The 14352-nt window shown below is 67.5% G+C and carries 18 protein-coding genes and 1 tRNA gene; 5 read left to right on the plus strand and 14 right to left on the minus strand.

The window, feature by feature from the left end; all coding sequences use genetic code 11:
- Nucleotides 1-2 precede the first annotated feature (2 nt).
- The 13 genes from F4561_RS10855 to F4561_RS10915 all read right to left on the minus strand — a co-directional run bounded on the left by F4561_RS10855 (nucleotide 3) and on the right by F4561_RS10915 (nucleotide 8445).
- Nucleotides 3-365: a hypothetical protein gene (locus F4561_RS10855; protein ID WP_184577517.1), complete on the minus strand. Its 363-nt coding sequence runs from the start codon at nucleotides 363-365 to the stop codon at nucleotides 3-5.
- A gap of 138 nt (nucleotides 366-503) precedes the next feature.
- Complete coding sequence (locus tag F4561_RS10860; RefSeq protein ID WP_184577519.1) at nucleotides 504-1064, minus strand: hypothetical protein; 561 nt, start codon at nucleotides 1062-1064, stop codon at nucleotides 504-506.
- Nucleotides 1061-1384, minus strand: coding sequence for a hypothetical protein (locus F4561_RS10865; protein ID WP_184577522.1), 324 nt, complete (start codon nucleotides 1382-1384; stop codon nucleotides 1061-1063). The genes F4561_RS10860 and F4561_RS10865 overlap by 4 nt, the downstream gene beginning before the upstream one ends.
- Nucleotides 1381-1917 carry a hypothetical protein gene (locus F4561_RS10870; protein WP_184577525.1) on the minus strand — a complete coding sequence of 179 codons (537 nt, stop codon included), beginning with the start codon at nucleotides 1915-1917 and terminating at the stop codon, nucleotides 1381-1383. Before F4561_RS10870 ends, F4561_RS10865 begins: the two co-directional genes overlap by 4 nt.
- On the minus strand, nucleotides 1914-2183 hold the full coding sequence (locus F4561_RS10875; protein ID WP_184577528.1) for a hypothetical protein: 270 nt from the start codon (nucleotides 2181-2183) through the stop codon (nucleotides 1914-1916). Before F4561_RS10875 ends, F4561_RS10870 begins: the two co-directional genes overlap by 4 nt.
- Nucleotides 2184-2347: 164 nt before the next feature.
- Nucleotides 2348-2794, minus strand: coding sequence for a DUF6011 domain-containing protein (locus F4561_RS10880; protein ID WP_184577531.1), 447 nt, complete (start codon nucleotides 2792-2794; stop codon nucleotides 2348-2350).
- Nucleotides 2795-2875: 81 nt separating this feature from the next.
- The gene (locus tag F4561_RS10885; protein ID WP_184577535.1) at nucleotides 2876-3190 is read right to left on the minus strand and encodes a hypothetical protein; all 315 of its coding nucleotides are present in this window, start codon (nucleotides 3188-3190) and stop codon (nucleotides 2876-2878) included.
- Between the two features lie 64 nt (nucleotides 3191-3254).
- A complete protein-coding gene (locus F4561_RS10890) occupies nucleotides 3255-3863 on the minus strand; it encodes a DUF4326 domain-containing protein (protein WP_184577538.1) in 609 nt (202 codons plus the stop codon).
- A complete protein-coding gene (locus tag F4561_RS10895) occupies nucleotides 3860-4636 on the minus strand; it encodes a competence protein CoiA (protein ID WP_184577542.1) in 777 nt (258 codons plus the stop codon). The genes F4561_RS10890 and F4561_RS10895 overlap by 4 nt, the downstream gene beginning before the upstream one ends.
- Nucleotides 4637-4656: 20 nt before the next feature.
- A complete protein-coding gene (locus F4561_RS10900) occupies nucleotides 4657-5196 on the minus strand; it encodes a hypothetical protein (protein ID WP_184577545.1) in 540 nt (179 codons plus the stop codon).
- Nucleotides 5193-7616 carry a DUF3987 domain-containing protein gene (locus tag F4561_RS10905; protein WP_184577548.1) on the minus strand — a complete coding sequence of 808 codons (2424 nt, stop codon included), beginning with the start codon at nucleotides 7614-7616 and terminating at the stop codon, nucleotides 5193-5195. Before F4561_RS10905 ends, F4561_RS10900 begins: the two co-directional genes overlap by 4 nt.
- Before the next feature lie 392 nt (nucleotides 7617-8008).
- Entirely contained in the window at nucleotides 8009-8254 is a 246-nt protein-coding gene (locus F4561_RS10910) for a DNA-binding protein (RefSeq protein ID WP_184577551.1), read from the minus strand.
- Nucleotides 8251-8445 (minus strand): helix-turn-helix transcriptional regulator, encoded by a 195-nt coding sequence (locus F4561_RS10915; RefSeq protein ID WP_184577554.1) that lies wholly within the window; start codon nucleotides 8443-8445, stop codon nucleotides 8251-8253. The genes F4561_RS10910 and F4561_RS10915 overlap by 4 nt, the downstream gene beginning before the upstream one ends.
- 134 nt (nucleotides 8446-8579) lie before the next feature.
- Here F4561_RS10915 and F4561_RS10920 point away from each other — a divergent pair, with 134 nt between their 5' ends.
- Nucleotides 8580-9254, plus strand: a complete 675-nt coding sequence (locus F4561_RS10920) for a helix-turn-helix domain-containing protein (protein WP_184577559.1) — start codon at nucleotides 8580-8582, stop codon at nucleotides 9252-9254.
- Nucleotides 9254-10432: a site-specific integrase gene (locus F4561_RS10925; protein WP_184577562.1), complete on the plus strand. Its 1179-nt coding sequence runs from the start codon at nucleotides 9254-9256 to the stop codon at nucleotides 10430-10432. The genes F4561_RS10920 and F4561_RS10925 overlap by 1 nt, the downstream gene beginning before the upstream one ends.
- A 124-nt stretch (nucleotides 10433-10556) precedes the next feature.
- Here the strand turns inward: F4561_RS10925 and F4561_RS10930 are convergent.
- Nucleotides 10557-10630: transfer RNA gene (locus F4561_RS10930), tRNA-Pro, on the minus strand.
- 160 nt (nucleotides 10631-10790) lie between these two features.
- Between F4561_RS10930 and F4561_RS10935 the strand changes: the two genes are divergently transcribed.
- From F4561_RS10935 to F4561_RS10945, 3 genes are all read left to right on the plus strand, one after another.
- Nucleotides 10791-11918, plus strand: a complete 1128-nt coding sequence (locus F4561_RS10935) for a CapA family protein (protein ID WP_184577566.1) — start codon at nucleotides 10791-10793, stop codon at nucleotides 11916-11918.
- Nucleotides 11919-12063: 145 nt separating this feature from the next.
- Entirely contained in the window at nucleotides 12064-13734 is a 1671-nt protein-coding gene (locus F4561_RS10940) for a DUF2207 domain-containing protein (protein ID WP_184577569.1), read from the plus strand.
- Nucleotides 13735-13796: 62 nt separating this feature from the next.
- A complete protein-coding gene (locus tag F4561_RS10945; protein ID WP_184577571.1) occupies nucleotides 13797-14117 on the plus strand; it encodes a hypothetical protein in 321 nt (106 codons plus the stop codon).
- Nucleotides 14118-14352: the final 235 nt, after the last annotated feature.

The raw sequence follows: 14352 nt of genomic DNA on the forward strand, positions 1-14352 counted from the left end.
AGTCACCACCCCCTACGCGGGAGCGGCGCCAGCAGCTCAGGGATCAGTTCGTCGCGGGTGGCCGGCTGCTCGGCCGACATGAACCCCGCGGCCCGCAACTGGTTAACCTCGCGGTCACGGTCATCCCAGTTGTCCTTGGCGCGCTGCCGATAGGCCCGCTCCTGCGCGGTCTCCGGGTGGCACGGGGTGGACGACCATAGGTTCACCGCATCGCGGGCGGCAGCGAAGATCTCAGCGGCGCTCCCGTCCCGTCGGCGCTGGATCTTGTCGATCTCCGCGCGCAGGCGAGCCCGCCGCGATGCTGCGTGATGCGGAGTTCCGGGGCACGCCGCCCCATGGACTCCGCACAGTGGTTTCTCTCCCATGTGGCCCCCTCGGTGCCCCCCGTGTGCTGGGGTTATACCGATAGTCTATGAAACTCTCCTGTTCGATGCCGTTTCGGTATGGATGGGGCCATAAGGAAGCCCCGGCCGTGCGAACGGCCGGGGCGCTGCCACGGGTGGCTACTCGGTGGTGATCCCGTTGGTGAGTTCTTTTCGGAGTTCACGGCGTCGAGCCAGCGGCGTCTGCGGATTCATCAACTCCCGTGCCTTCCTGCGCTCCTCCGTGGGCGGCTCATAGGCCACCACGGAATGGGATTTGCGCATGGAGACCCGATCGCGGCCCCGGATCGTCTCCGCTGCTTCGCGGAGTTCCTCGCGGGTGTGCGGCGTCTCGCCTTTGATTCGTTCCTCATTGGCCTTGTGGAGCCGGTTGGTGATGCGGTGGGACACCTTGGCCGCCACCTCGTGGGCTTTCTTGATCTCCTCGTTTGTGGGGGTCTGCGAGACCTTCGCGGTGACCTTCTCCACGGCGGCTACCGCCTTGTCGATGGTGTCCTGGTCGGCGCCGAGCCGGCGAAGCTGCTGGGCGATACGCTCCGGGGCCTCGGAGCGCTGCTGTGCGTTCCACGAAGTGGCGCGGTCGAACTCGGCCTGGACCACGCCGGCGATCCGGTCATACCGGTCGTCGGGGTTCTTGCCTCGCACGGTTCCCATGTTGCTCTCCCTTGTGTCGGTGCTCATTCGAAGCATTTGGCCAGGTCAACACCGGGGAGGAAGTACAGAACGCCGGTGTCCTGCCCCGGTTCGTCGAGGATCCCGGCTTGCGCCAGGCGGTAGGCGGCGCCCGCGGGGTCGCCGGGTTGGCACGGCAGCGCGTGGAAGTCACTGGCGTGCAGGTCCTGGTAGAGCTGGGCGGGTTCGTCGCCCTCGGTGATGCGCCACGCGCCGGTGTAGGAACCCAGGGGGCACAGCCGGGCGTGGGAGACGCACGCGGGGCGTTCCGCGGGCGGTTGGGCCTGTTCGAGACGTTCCAACCGGTTCTGGAGTCCGCGCAGGGTCACGGGGCACCTCCGGTGTCCTGCTCTAGGGCGGCCTTGCGCTGCTTGAGGAGCTGAATGAAGACGTTGGCCTCCGGCTTCTGGTCAGGCAGGAACCCGATGCTCTTGTCGCGGACCCGGAACGCGGCGTTGTCGTAGACCACGTGGTACCCGCCCGGGGTGGGGTGCTCGATACGCAACCACCAGTGGAAGTGTTCGGGCCCCGGGGTGTCGGGGAGTTCACGGTTCCGCCCGCCGGCGGGCCCCCCGCGGAACATGAGATTCCCGGTGTGGCGCTGCCCGGACTCGCTGGTGAGGTGCACCTGGTCGAGCTGTTCTTCACCGGGCACGACACGGTCCACCATGTCGCATGGCTGGTCGCGGTCGCCGAGGGTGCCCCTTTCGCGCATGTAGTCGAGCATGCGTTGCCACCGGGGGTTGATGGTGGGGCATGTGTCGTCGTGGGTGCGGCAGTGCGGCGTGGTGGTGGGCGCGGGGGCCCGGTTGGTGGTGGTTGTGGCTTCGAGGCGGGCGAGGCGTGCGTTGAGGCGTGTCATTGGTGTTCCTGTTGTGCTTCGAGGCGGGCGAGGCGTTCCTCGACGTCGAGGGCGGCGCGCAGGGATACGACGTTGGTGAGGATGGCTTGGGCGGCTCGCACGCGCACGGCATCGGAGTCGGCGGTCAAGCTGGCGCGGAGCGCGGTGACGGCTTCCACACCAGCATCCGAGAGCGCGCCGAGGACGTTGTCGAGGAGTTCGCGGCGGATCTCGCGCACCCGGGTTTGGAACTCGGGTTCGTTGTTCCAGCGGACGATGGAGCGCACGGAGGCGCCTGATTCGGCCGCTGCTTGGTTTGGGGTGGCGCCGCGTGCGACGGCTAGGGCTGCGGCTTCTTTTCCTGTGAGAGCGCCTTCTGTGGCCACGGGTGGTCACCTCCTCTGGTTCCATCATGCCGCCCGGCTATTGATCTGGTGGTTTCCATGCCCGCTCAGGTGGTGGCGGCTTCTCCGCGTAACGCCTGGGCGTGGGCCTGGCCTACGAGCACGGCCAGGCGGGCGAGCACGTCCTCAGGGACTCCGGTGCGGCACTCCGGGCCGATCCCGTAGGACTTGGATTCCGGGTCGGTCAGTGTTCGTCCGCAGGAGCAGCACCGGGTGGTGAACACGGCGAACCTGGCCCGGCAGGTGTCGGGGTCGGTCGTGATCGTGGTGTGCACGGCGTCGTCCCACGGGTGGCGGTGGGTGCGGAACCAGTCGGTGACCCACTGGTTCTTCTCGGGTGGGGTGAGCCCTTCGGGCACGTCGGACCGGTAGAGGGCGGGGCCGTAGCGGGCTTTCGAGGGCCAGGGGGCGATGCGCCCGCGGTGGTCGCGGCGCCAGTAGGTCATCTGGTCGGGGTCGTTGGGGTCCGGGACGGCGTAGTAGGCGGTGGTCATCGTGTGCTCCTTCGGTTGATGGATGATGTTGGTGGCGGCCGTGCTCTCTTGGACTGAGCACGGCCGCCGCTGTTGCGCTTGTCAGTCGTGATCGAGAGGGTTATCGCCCCCGTGGAAGCAGTACGGGCAGCAGCAGGTGTGCTCGGCGTACTCGGCGGCCTGGTCGATGTGGTCAGCGCGGGGGCACTCGGGAAGCTGCGCCCACTGGCCGGCGGCACGTTCCTGGGAGATGGTGGCGCGGACATGGTCGACCATGTCGGTGAGCAGGTCGAGGCGGTGCTCGACGAGGTCGGGGTGTTCCTTGAGGTAGCCGCGGACGTTGACGTCGGAGAAGTCGGTGATCGCGCCATGGGCGGCGACGGCGAGGGCGTCCATCTCGTCGTTGATGCCAGTCATCGGTTTCCTTCCTGTGGTGCCGCTGTGCGGCGGGTTTTCGGTCCGTCGGGTGGCGGGCCGGGGTCTATGTGGTCGGGTTGGCCCACTTGAGGATCACGTCGCCGTGGCACCGTTCGTCGAGGGGGCAGGCGCACACGACGTCGCGGCCGGCCAGGGCGATGCGGGCCTGGGTGAGGCCGACGGGCTTGCGCCACCGTGTTCCGTGGCGGGTGGTAAGGGTCCCGGCGAGCAGGTCCGCCTCGAAGAGGTCCACGGCCTCGTAGCGGGTGTGTACGGCGTTGTGGCAGGCGGGCACAGGGCACGGTTCATCGAACGGGTGGGGGTTGCCCCACGTGTAGGGGCGTGTGACGAGCACGGAACCCTTCGGCTTGCGCCACCCTTTGCGTTCATTAGTGGGCGGGCGCTGGTGGCGGATCGGCATGTCCGGGCTGCTCCTCTCCGAGGGCGTGGGCGGTGCGGGGTCGAGCTGGTTGAGGAGGTTCAGGGCTCGGGTGCGGACGTCGTCGGGGAGGGGTTCGTGGTTGGCGATGATGTTCCGGGCGGCCTCCACGGTGTTGGTCTCGTGGAGGGAGACCGCGGTGACGAGTAGGGAGCGGCGGTGGAGGGAGCCGCCGGGGTGGTGGCGGGCGCGTTCCCGAGCTGCCGCGGACAGGTCCCTGTTCGAGGTAGTCATGAGGTGGACCCTTCCGGCTCAGCAGCGAACACGATCGACCAGGCGTCGCCAAACAGGCCGGGCGCGCTGGTGAGGCGGAATCCCGCCTGGTGAAGTTGCACTGTCCGAATCGTCTTCGGGACGTAGCCGGGATAGTCGACCCCGGTGGGGTCGCCGTCCTCGTCGTACCACTCGCGGGACTCACCCTCGCGGTACACCTCGGACAGTTCCGCTCGCCAGACGGCGCGGCCATCGGGGTCGATGAGGTGCACCCCGTGGCCGTACCGGTGGTCGGCCCACAGCATCTCGTTGGGGACGCGCACCTCGGCATCAGGTTTGGCGTGGAACAGTGCGGCGGCGCGGTAGGTGGTGAACAGCCACACGGTGGCGTCGTATCCCAACCGGCGGTCGAGCACGACGCGTTTCTTGGCGGTGTCGACCTGGATCGCGGAGTCCTGGATCTCTACCGCTACGCGGCGTTGCCGCCCGTGCTCGTCGGTGCGGGCGGCAACGACATCGACGCGGCGGCCGGCCGCGTGGTGTACGACCTCGATGTGTGCCTGGTAGCCGAGCCGGGTGAACTCTTCGGCGAGGACCTGTTTGGCGAGGAGGTGACGGGTGCTTTCTCCGGCGGCTTGGCAGGCGGAGCCGGGGGTGTGGGCGAAGTGCGCGGTGACTTTGCGTCCGCGTTTGAGGACGACGTCGGTGCTGCATTGGGGGCAGGTGTAAGGACCGTTTTGGAGGTCGCGCGTTGCGAGCGTGCGCGCGCCTGCGGTGTTGGCAGCGATCAGCAACACGTCTCCTTTCAAGGGGCTCACAGCGTGTATCCACAGGCGCGGCGGCAGTCGAAGCAGTACCGGGACCCTTCGGCGTTCCACTGCGGCCGGCGGCACCGCCGACACGTCACCTTCCAACCCGGGTGGTGCTCGTCGAGGTGATCGAGAGCGCTACGCACTGCCAGGGGCGAATACATCCGGTTGACCGCGCACGGGGTCCTGGGGTCGGGGTGCGGGTGTCTGCAGCTCCACCCGTGCTCGTCGAAGGTGAACCAGGCCGGGGTGACACCGGTGCCGCGTTCGGGCACCTGGTCGGCCTGGGAGTCGACAGGAGCGGGAGTGTGCGGCCATTCGGTGAGCCCGTGGTAATACCGCCAGGTGTCGCGTAGCTCGTCCAGCGTCAGCTCGTTCAACCACCGGCCGTCATGGCGGGCGACAATGTCGGCGACGAGGGCATCACCGGTGGGTGCGGTGCGGGACGCGGCCCGGATGACCTCGGCGGCAGCCGGAGTGGGCGCGTCGTTGATGAGCTGTTCAGCGGTGACTTGTTCGATGTCGTCGAGCTGCTGAGTGGTCATGAGTCAGCCCCTGCCTGGGCGGTGTTCTGGCTTTTGTGGCTGGCTTTTTCGGGGGGGTCGTGTATCCAGGGGTGCATCTCGAAGCGCGGAGACGGCTTCCGTCCGCGCTTGCCCGACGGCTGCTCCACCACGACCTCGGCCAGCCATCCCAGCTCTTCGAGTTCCATCACGAGGCTCTTGACCATCTCGGCGTCGCGCGCCCAGGCCCGACCGTTGAGGCCGCGCCAGATCTGGCGAATCGAGACCGTCTCGCCAGGGCTGGTGTTCTTCGCCAACCAGGCCAGGGTGTCCAGCAGCGGCTTACGGCCGCCCTGGGTCTTGGCGTCCATCAGCTCCAACGTCCGGCGGGCGTGGGCGATCAGGTAGTCGGCGAGCGCGATCGCGTTGGCCATGATCTTCTCGTCGATCTCAGTGGCCGCGGTGTCGTCGTAGAGCGTCAGACAGGCGGCGATGCGGACGATCTGGCCGCAGAGCTTCCCGGACCATTCAGTGATGTCGTGCAGGTCGCCGCCCTCGGCGCGGCGCTGCTGAATGTCGTTGTAGAACCCCGCGAAGACCTTGCGTGCCGCGTCGGTGAGATGGAGCGTGGAGACCGTCTCCTCCATCCAGACCCGGTGCACCAAGTCCCCGATCTGGGCGTCGAACGCTTTGAGTAGGGCCTGCGGAGCCGCCGGAGCGTCGAAAGTGTCGGGCGGCATAGCCGGGGCCAGCGCGAACAAGAACCGGTTGAGGAACCCGGACTCCCGGAAGTCGGGGTTCTGCTTGGACAACCCTTCGACCATTCCGGGCTGGATGATCAACCCGAGGGTTACCGCGGTGTGGGGCATGTGCAGAGCCCCTCGGGAGACCCGGCCGGCGTCGTAGGGTTCGCCGGTGTAGCCCTCAAGCAGCGGGCCGATGTTGGCCTGACCCGTGCTGTACATCCCGGCGGCGTGCTTCCACAGGGTGGCCTCGGACCCGAGTACCGCGATACGTCCGCCTTGCTCGGCCATGGTCTTCGTGAGGTACTCCATGGTGGAATCGCCCCCGGCCATCAGGTGCGGCGGGTTCTTGCGCTCCCCGGCTTTGAGCATGGCTTCGCGTGCCGCGGCTAGGTCAGCTTCGGCCTCTTCGCCGGGCTTGGGTTTGGATGCGGACTGCTTGGCCCTCTCGTAGCGGGCTACGGCCAAGTCAATAGCTTCGTTGTGCTCGGTGATCTCGGCGGACTGCTGGGTGCGCAGTTCCGCTCCGGCTTCCATGAGTGGACGCTGGGCGACCGCCAGGGCCGGGGTTTTGCGGGCTGAGGAGTCGGCCAGGGCCAGCAGGTACAGGCAGACCATCTCGGTCCACCCTTCTTTGACCAGCACCCGGCGGCGGCCTCCGATGGCTGCGGAGATGACCGCGAGCGCGGAGAACGCGGCGACGTCTTCGGCGACGTTGCGGGACTCGGAGATGACCGCGACCCAGGGGGCGAGCCGTCCGAGGCGTTCGGTTGGGAACTCGGGAAGGGGTGGCGCGGTGACGGGGATGGGGGGCTCAAACGCGGGACCCCCCTGATTTTGCGAGCCAGAAAAGCCGTTATTCGGGTCCGTGGGACCTGAGTCGCTGTTTTGGCTTTTGTGGCTTGCCTCAGGAGGGGGGTCCCGCGTTTCGAGGGGGGTGAGGGCTCCGAGGTCGAGGCCGGCGTCGAGGTGGTCGGAGACGTCGGCGCCCTTCTTCGCCAGCGGGGAGCGGACGACCCGGACCGACCTCCCCGCTTTCCCCAGAACCCGTTCGATGGCGCGGACGCGCTTGAGGCCGGCGGGGTCGTTGTCGGCGATCACGACGATGTCGGCACCCTTGAGCGCGTCGGTGTAGGACTGCTCCCACCTGACTTCGGCTCCGTTGGCGGCCGTGGTGGCGACGTGCCCCAGCTCGGCGAGCCTGTCGCAGTCCTTCTCACCCTCAGGGAGATAGACGGTGCGGCCTTCGGCTGCAGCGGCCAGAACCTCGGGCAACCGGTAGAGGACCCGCACGCCTTTGGGGAGACCATTGCTCTTCGAGGTCGGGTTGTAGGGGATAAACACCTTGGGGTCACCGCACCGGGGGCAGGCGAACCGGCGCTGGTAGTAGAGCACCTGGCCGTGCTCGTCGGTGTAGGGATAGGACACCCGCGGGCGCTCGGTACGCCACAGGCCACGGTGATACTGGTTGTCGCACTCCGGCTTGGATTCGGCGTCCTCGTCGAATAGGGCATTCCAGGGCAGGCCGAGTTCGTCGATAACCGCCTGGGTCTCGCATCCGACGTGGCAGTTGATCAGGGCCTGGCCCTTCTCGTAGCCGACGCTCAACGACGGGGCGCTGTCGTCGTGGGCCGGGCATCGGGCCGAGATCTGCCCGTTGCCCCGCGGGTTGCAGTCGTGCTCCTCCAGCGCCTGGCGAACGCGCTCCAGTGAGTTCAACGGTTGACCTCGTTTGCCTGCGTGTTGACGGTGTGGGGCTGGAGAGCGTCTGCCGGATATCGACGCGAGATGACGACCCAGATGCGCCGTCCACACCCGGAGCGGCGGATCCCGCCGACCTGTGGTGTCCAACTGAGCCCGAAGTGGTGGCGGTGGCAGTGCGGGCAGCGGTACGCGATTCCCCATCGGCGGCGTCGGCCGTCTGGTGCGAACGCGGAGGCGAACGCGACTGGGTATCGCCGGGGCGCCTTTTGGGTTTCACTGTGTGCGGCTATGCTGTTCATGACTGCTCCCCCGTTGGGTAAGTGGTGAGCGAAGACCCTTGGTGGTCACCGGCCCCCGCCGGTTGTCTTTGGCCCGTCCCGTTGCCCCGGGGCGGGCCGCTTTCGTGTTCAGGCCGCATCGTCATCGCCCTTCTGGTCGTGGGCGTCCGGACCTTCGAGCAGGCGGATCAACGAGGCGGTGATGACGCGGTTCCGGCTCCCGAGCCCGGGGACCGTCTGGACGGGGGCTTGGCCCTGTTTGATCAGCGCGTTGAGATGGCTCTTTGAGCAGCCGATGGCGCGGGCGGCCTCGCTGGCGTTGACGGTGGCCGGCCAGGAGCGCTTGATCTGAGCGAGCGTCGGGCGGTCCTTCATGAGGCGCACTTCTCGCCAGTGCGGAGGTACTCCAGGACTTCGGCCTTGTCGTACCGAACCCGCCGGGGCCCCCAGCGGTGCGGTTGCGGGCCGTATCCCTTCTTGGCCCACCTTTTGATGGTGCTCACCGAGACTTCCGCGACCTTTGCGTACTCGTCCTGGGTGATCCACTCGGGCTTTTGTGCTTCCAAGTGATGGACGTGAAAGGAAATGTCATCCATGAGCACAAGAGTGCGCGCGGGGTCGCGAGATGTCAAATCGGGGAGTATTGTCAGCAGGCATGACAACTGGGAGCGAGCAGTGGGACGCGCGTCTAGTCAGAACCGTGGCTGAAGAGATCCGGCGCTATCGGAAGCAACGTCGCCTGAGCGTTCAGCGGCTGGCGGACATATGCACCGAGGATTACGCCCTTCCGATCAAGCGATCTGTCCTGGCGAACCTCGAAAGTGGGAGGCGTCCCACACTGAGCGTGGCGGAGCTGCTGGTGTTGGCTCGCATCCTGGAGGTCCCCCCGCTCCAGTTGCTGTTCCCGATTGGCCAAGCTGACGAGATCGAGGTCTTGCCTGGCCGTACCGCCAAAACGTGGTACGCAGCCCAATGGTTCATCGGGGAGACTCCGCTCGACATTGACGAAGCCGCCGCGTGGGCAACGGTGAATGCCGCCGCGTACTACCGAAGCCACGAACGGCGAGTTCACGACTGGAGGCTCCGGAAAGACGAAGTGGAGAGTCGGCAGGCGAAAGCCGCGCAGGCGGCTACGGAGTCCGAACGGGAAGCCCACACTTCAGCGGCGGAGGCGCAACAACAGCTCTTGTCCATGGACGAGGACGTCCTGACCCGAGAGCGGGCGCGTATGCGGAAGCTGGGCATCACGCCGCCCGATCTGCCCGATGACCTCGATCACCTCGAAGAGAAGCGCCGCGAGGCCAAAGCCGCGGCGGACGTGATCAAGCGAGAGATGTACCCCGACTCCACCGAGTCCGACACGAAAGGCGAGTGATGGCCGATTCCATCAAGAAGATCAAGCTCAAGGACGGCACGGTCCGATACCGGACAGTTGTCGATGCCGGAACCGACCCCGCTACCGGCAAGCGTCGACAGCTCACGATCACCCGGGACAAGAAGACCGACGTGATCAACGAGCGCGCCCGAATCCAGAACCAGCGCAGCACCGGCGCGCTCGTTCTGCCGACCAAGACCACCGTGGACGAATGGCTCGACACCTGGTTGGCCAGCGCCACCCGGGACGTAGAAGCGGCAACCGCCGCGAACTATCACGATGCGGTGCGCCCCGTGCGAACCCACCTTGGGAAAGCGCGCCTCCAGGCGCTCACTGAGGAGGATGTGGAAAGCCTGATCGATTGGATGCTGACCGCCGGCCGGGTGCGTGGCGGTAAGCCCGGTACCGGGCTTGGCATCCGCTCGGTGCGGTTGACGTTGGGCCGGCTGCGTACCGCACTGAACGAAGCGGTGCGCCGCGGCCTGGTGGTGCGCAACGTGGCCGAGCACGTGAAGATCCCCCGGGCTGCCCGGGAAGCGGCCAAGCAGGCAGAGGAACAGCGCACGCCGTGGACCGAAGAAGAGGTCAAGGTCTTCCTCGCCGGCGTCAACGAGGACCGGCTGTACGCCGCCATGCTGCTATTGCTGCTCGGCTTGCGCCCGGCCGAGGTGTGCGGGCTGCGGTGGGCTCAGGATTTCGACCTGGAGGCCGAGACGATCTGGGTACAGAAGACCCGGACCCTAGTCGAGGGCGAGGTGATCGAGAAGGACACCAAGTCCGCGAGCGGCAAGCGCAAGCTCCCGCTGCCCGGGGTCGTGGTGGACGCGCTCAAGGCGTTCCGCACGCGGCAGAAGGCCGAACGGTTGGCCGCGGGCGAGGGATACGAAGCGAGCGGCCGGGTAGTCGTCGACGAACTGGGGCGCGCGGTCAAGACGGACTGGCTACGTCGACGGTTCTACAAGCTGAGCGAGCAGACAGGCGTTCGCCGGGTGCGGCCCTACGATGCGCGTCACGCCTGCCTGACGTGGATGGCTTCGGCGGGAGTCGCGGACGTGGTGGTCTCGGCATGGGCCGGTCACGCGGACCTGTCGTTTACGAAGAAGGTCTATGTGCATCCCAACGAGGGGCACCTTCGGGCGGGTGCGGACCACATGCAATCGGTACTCGGATCGGCATGATCATCTCGTTATCTCCCCGTTATTGTGAGAGATTGTGAGACGACCGGCCCCAGGCAGAAGTAAAGGCCCTGCTCCACTTCCGTGAAACAAGGCCCTGACCTGCGTCTATGCTGTTCTTTCTCTGTCGGGACGGCGGGATTTGAACCCACGACCCCTTGACCCCCAGTCAAGTGCGCTACCAAACTGCGCCACGTCCCGGTGCTGTCGGCGGAATCGTTCCCGCTGACGAGTCAGACTCTACCGTACTTGCGAGGCCGTTCGTGACGGAGTTTCGGGGTGTGGTGGGTGGCTGGTGGGGCGCCGGGCTCGTCGGGCTCTCTCTCCGGGAGTGCCAGCCTCTGGTGCTTAGGGTGGGAGTGTGAGTGGCGGCGTTGTGACGTTGTTCCTCTGCGGCGATGTGATGACCGGCCGCGGTGTCGACCAGATCCTGCCGCACCCGGGGGACCCGCGGTTGTGGGAGTGGTCCGTTCGGGATGCGCGGACCTACGTGGAGCTCGCCGAACAGGCGAACGGGCGCATCGCGCGGCCGGTGGACTTCCGCTGGCCGTGGGGCGATGCGTTGGACCTGTTGGACGCGGTGGCTCCCGACGCGCGGGTGATCAACCTGGAGACGAGCATCACGCGCGAAGACGATGCCGCCGCGGGCAAGGCAGTGCACTACCGGATGAGCCCGGACAACGTGGCGTGCCTGACCGCGGCCCGGCCGGACGTGTGCGCCCTCGCCAACAACCACGTGCTCGACTTCGGCCGCCAGGGGTTGACCGACACTCTGGACGCACTGGCCGCCGCGGGGGTGCCGGCGGCGGGCGCGGGACGTGATCTGAGTGAGGCCCAGCGCCCTGTGACTGTCCCGTGCGGCGAGGGCGGCGGTGACGCCGGCCGGCTCGCGTTCGTCGCGTTCGGAGCGCGGTCCAGCGGGATCCCGGACTCGTGGGCCGCTGCGCCGGAGCGGTCCGGGGTCAACCTGCTGCCGGACCTGTCCGACGACACCGCGGACGAGGTCGCCCACCGGGTGGGGCGGTACAAGGCCGCGGGCGACGTCGCCGTGGCCTCCGTTCACTGGGGAGGTAACTGGGGCTATGACGTGCCCGAGGCGCACGTGCGATTCGCGCACCGCCTCATCGACGGCGGCGTTGACCTCGTGCACGGGCATTCCTCGCACCACCCTCGGCCGGTGGAGGTCTACCGGGACAGGCTGATCCTGTACGGCTGTGGCGACCTGATCGACGACTACGAGGGCATCACCGGCTACGAGGAGTTTCGCGACGACCTGCGCCTGCTGTACTTCGTGTCCGTGCGGCCGGACACCGGGGCGCTTGTGGAGCTGTGGACTGTGGTCATGCGGGCGCGCCGCATGCGGTTGTGCCGCGCGTCGTCCGAGGACACCGGGCATGTCCACCGTGTGCTCGACCAGATCGGGCGGCGGTTCGGCACCGGTTTCGCCGTGGACGACACGGGCGCCCTCTGGCTACGGGCCGCCGGCTGACGCGCAGCGCCCCCAAGGGGGCGGGGCGCTTCAACCAGTAGGCGCGGAATGTGCAGGTCGCAACCTCTTGGCCATGTTCGGCCGAATGTGACGGGGGTCGGGCCGGCAGGGTAGGCCAAGCAGGATACGACCGTACAATTGCCGCGTGTTTACCGCATCCCCCGCTGTCCGGCGGACGTCAGTTGGTCTTGCCACGATAACCGCCGCGCTCACCGCTGCCGCGCCCGCCTCGGCGAGCTCCTCCGGCGAGAGCATCACGGAGTACGCGACCGAGGCGGAGATCAATCCCGACGGCACGGTCTCCATAGTCGAGTCGATCACCTACGACTTCGCTTCCAACTCCAGCCCAGGGCTCTACCGGGAGATCCCGCTGGTCCTGGATGACGGCATCATCCGCCAGCGCCGGATCGAGATCGAGGATGTCGAGGTGTCCAGCCCCAGCGGTGCGGACTCCACCATCGACGGCCTCTCCGAGGAGCGCGGCAACCTCGTCCTGCTCGTCGGTGAGGAGGACGACCCCTCTACCGACGTCACCGGCGAGCAGACCTACGACATCTCCTACACGGTGCATGGCGCGCTCACTGAGTTCGACGACTACGACGAGTTCTACTGGGACTTCGTCGGCACCGAGTGGGAGGTACCGAAGGACAACATCTCGGTCGAGATCACGGCCCCCGAGATCACCAACGTCGACTGCTATGCCGGGGACGAGGGCACCGACTCCCCGTGCGAGAGCGCCGAGCACGACGAGACGACCGCGACCATGGACGAGCCGTATTTGTTCGACTCCGATGGCCTCACTGCGGCCGTGGCCCTGCCCAAGGGCGCGGTCGACGTCGGCGAGCCGATCGTCGAGGTGCGTCCGTCGCTTCGTCCGTCCCTGCTGTTCCTGCTCATCGCGGGGGCGTGCCTGGTCGCCGTCGTGTTCGTGGCCGCGTACCGGAAGTTTCGAACCTCGGCCGACCGGAACGCGTTCAACGACGCGCTTCCCCCTGCCATGGGGCCGGCGCTGGCCGGGCAGATCCACAACGCCACGATGCGGTCGGGCATGTTCCTGGCGATGGTCGTACAGCTGGAAGAGCGGGGCATCATCTCCTCGGAGCTGGATCCGCACGACCCGTTCAGGTGGCTGTTCACCCTGCGACGCGACCCCAACGGTCCTGACGTGTCACCGCCTGAGCGGGAACTGATCGCGGTCATGTTCCGTAGAGCGTCGACGACCGACCTGAAACTGCTCGCGAAGGAGATGACCCCGAAGAAGGCAGCCGAGATCCGCAAGATGGTGCTCCAAGAGGGCGTCCCCATGGGGCTGTGGTCGCACGGCAAGGGAGCGGTCAAGATCCTGGCGGTGCTGGGGCTATTCGGTCTCGCCGCGTACGTGTTCGTCCAAGGGCTTGAGGGCGCTGAAAGCGGACTGCTCATCGCGGTCACGCTTCTGGTCACCGCCATCCTTGTCACCCGCTACGGAAGGGTGACCCTGTTCAGCCGCTACGGCTCGCATGTGCACGGGCTGTTGAAGCAGATCCGCAAGGACACCATTACCGGCGGTCCGCGCTCGGTGGCGCAGTACCCGTCGTGGGCGGTGGCGCTCGACGTGGAGAACAACGCGGTGGAGGGCGCTCCCGACCTGATCCAGAGCCACCAGTGGCATGGGCGTCACCGGCCCTACTACTACGACCACGCGTATCGCAGGTCGTGGAACGACACGATGCGCAAATCGATCACGCCGCGGAGCTCGTCCAGCGGCGGTAGCGGCAGCTTCGGCGGTGGCAGTGTGGGCGGTGGCGGCGGCGGTGGCGGCGGAGGGAGCCGCTGACCGTCGTTCTCTCCTCGCGTGGCGCCTGGTGACGCCCCCGGTCTCCGGGGGGATGATGGACCATGGTGGAACAGAGCCGCGAAGACTGGCTTCGCCCACGGTTGGAAGCGCTGGGCCGGCGTCCCCGGCTCGTCCCGGAGCAGGCACGGCCCGTTGACCTCGTGTCGCGCGCCTGCCCGATCGGTGAGATGGACACCCCGGCGCAGCGCGAGGTGGCCGCCGCGGCGGCCCGTACCTCGATCGCGAACGAGATCCAGGAGCGGTGGCCCGGGGCCCCCTACCTCATCCGGCAGGGTAGGACAGAGGAGCTCGAGGACCTCGATCTGGAGTCTGGCACGGACGCTCTGGTGATCTTCGGAGTGGTCTACAAGTTCCGGAGCTGACCGCGGGTGGGGCGCGTCGCAGGCGTGCCCCCGGCCCCTCGGCGCTTACGTGTCGCGCGTGGCGTGTCCCCCGTGCGGCCCCTCGCTGTGGATGCAGCTGTACGCAACGGGTACTGTGTGCGGCCGGTCGCGCTCCCAACCACCCGGAAGCGGTCGTACCGTCGCCGCCCCGTACTCCCGTGTGCGGCCGGTACGCCGCGGTCGGATAGTGGTCGGAGACGACATGGTGGCACTG

Origin of the sequence: Lipingzhangella halophila (assembly GCF_014203805.1) — a bacterium.
GTDB classification, from domain to species: Bacteria; Actinomycetota; Actinomycetes; order Streptosporangiales; family Streptosporangiaceae; genus Lipingzhangella; species Lipingzhangella halophila.

Coding starts and splice junctions, on each gene's coding strand:
- F4561_RS10855 (WP_184577517.1), bottom strand. CDS start 365: ATGGGAGAGAAACCACTGTGCGGAGTCCATGGGGCGGCGTGCCCCGGA.
- F4561_RS10860 (WP_184577519.1), bottom strand. CDS start 1,064: ATGAGCACCGACACAAGGGAGAGCAACATGGGAACCGTGCGAGGCAAG.
- F4561_RS10870 (WP_184577525.1), bottom strand. CDS start 1,917: ATGACACGCCTCAACGCACGCCTCGCCCGCCTCGAAGCCACAACCACC.
- F4561_RS10880 (WP_184577531.1), bottom strand. CDS start 2,794: ATGACCACCGCCTACTACGCCGTCCCGGACCCCAACGACCCCGACCAG.
- F4561_RS10885 (WP_184577535.1), bottom strand. CDS start 3,190: ATGACTGGCATCAACGACGAGATGGACGCCCTCGCCGTCGCCGCCCAT.
- F4561_RS10890 (WP_184577538.1), bottom strand. CDS start 3,863: ATGACTACCTCGAACAGGGACCTGTCCGCGGCAGCTCGGGAACGCGCC.
- F4561_RS10900 (WP_184577545.1), bottom strand. CDS start 5,196: ATGACCACTCAGCAGCTCGACGACATCGAACAAGTCACCGCTGAACAG.
- F4561_RS10910 (WP_184577551.1), bottom strand. CDS start 8,254: ATGAAGGACCGCCCGACGCTCGCTCAGATCAAGCGCTCCTGGCCGGCC.
- F4561_RS10925 (WP_184577562.1), top strand. CDS start 9,254: ATGGCCGATTCCATCAAGAAGATCAAGCTCAAGGACGGCACGGTCCGA.
- F4561_RS10945 (WP_184577571.1), top strand. CDS start 13,797: ATGGTGGAACAGAGCCGCGAAGACTGGCTTCGCCCACGGTTGGAAGCG.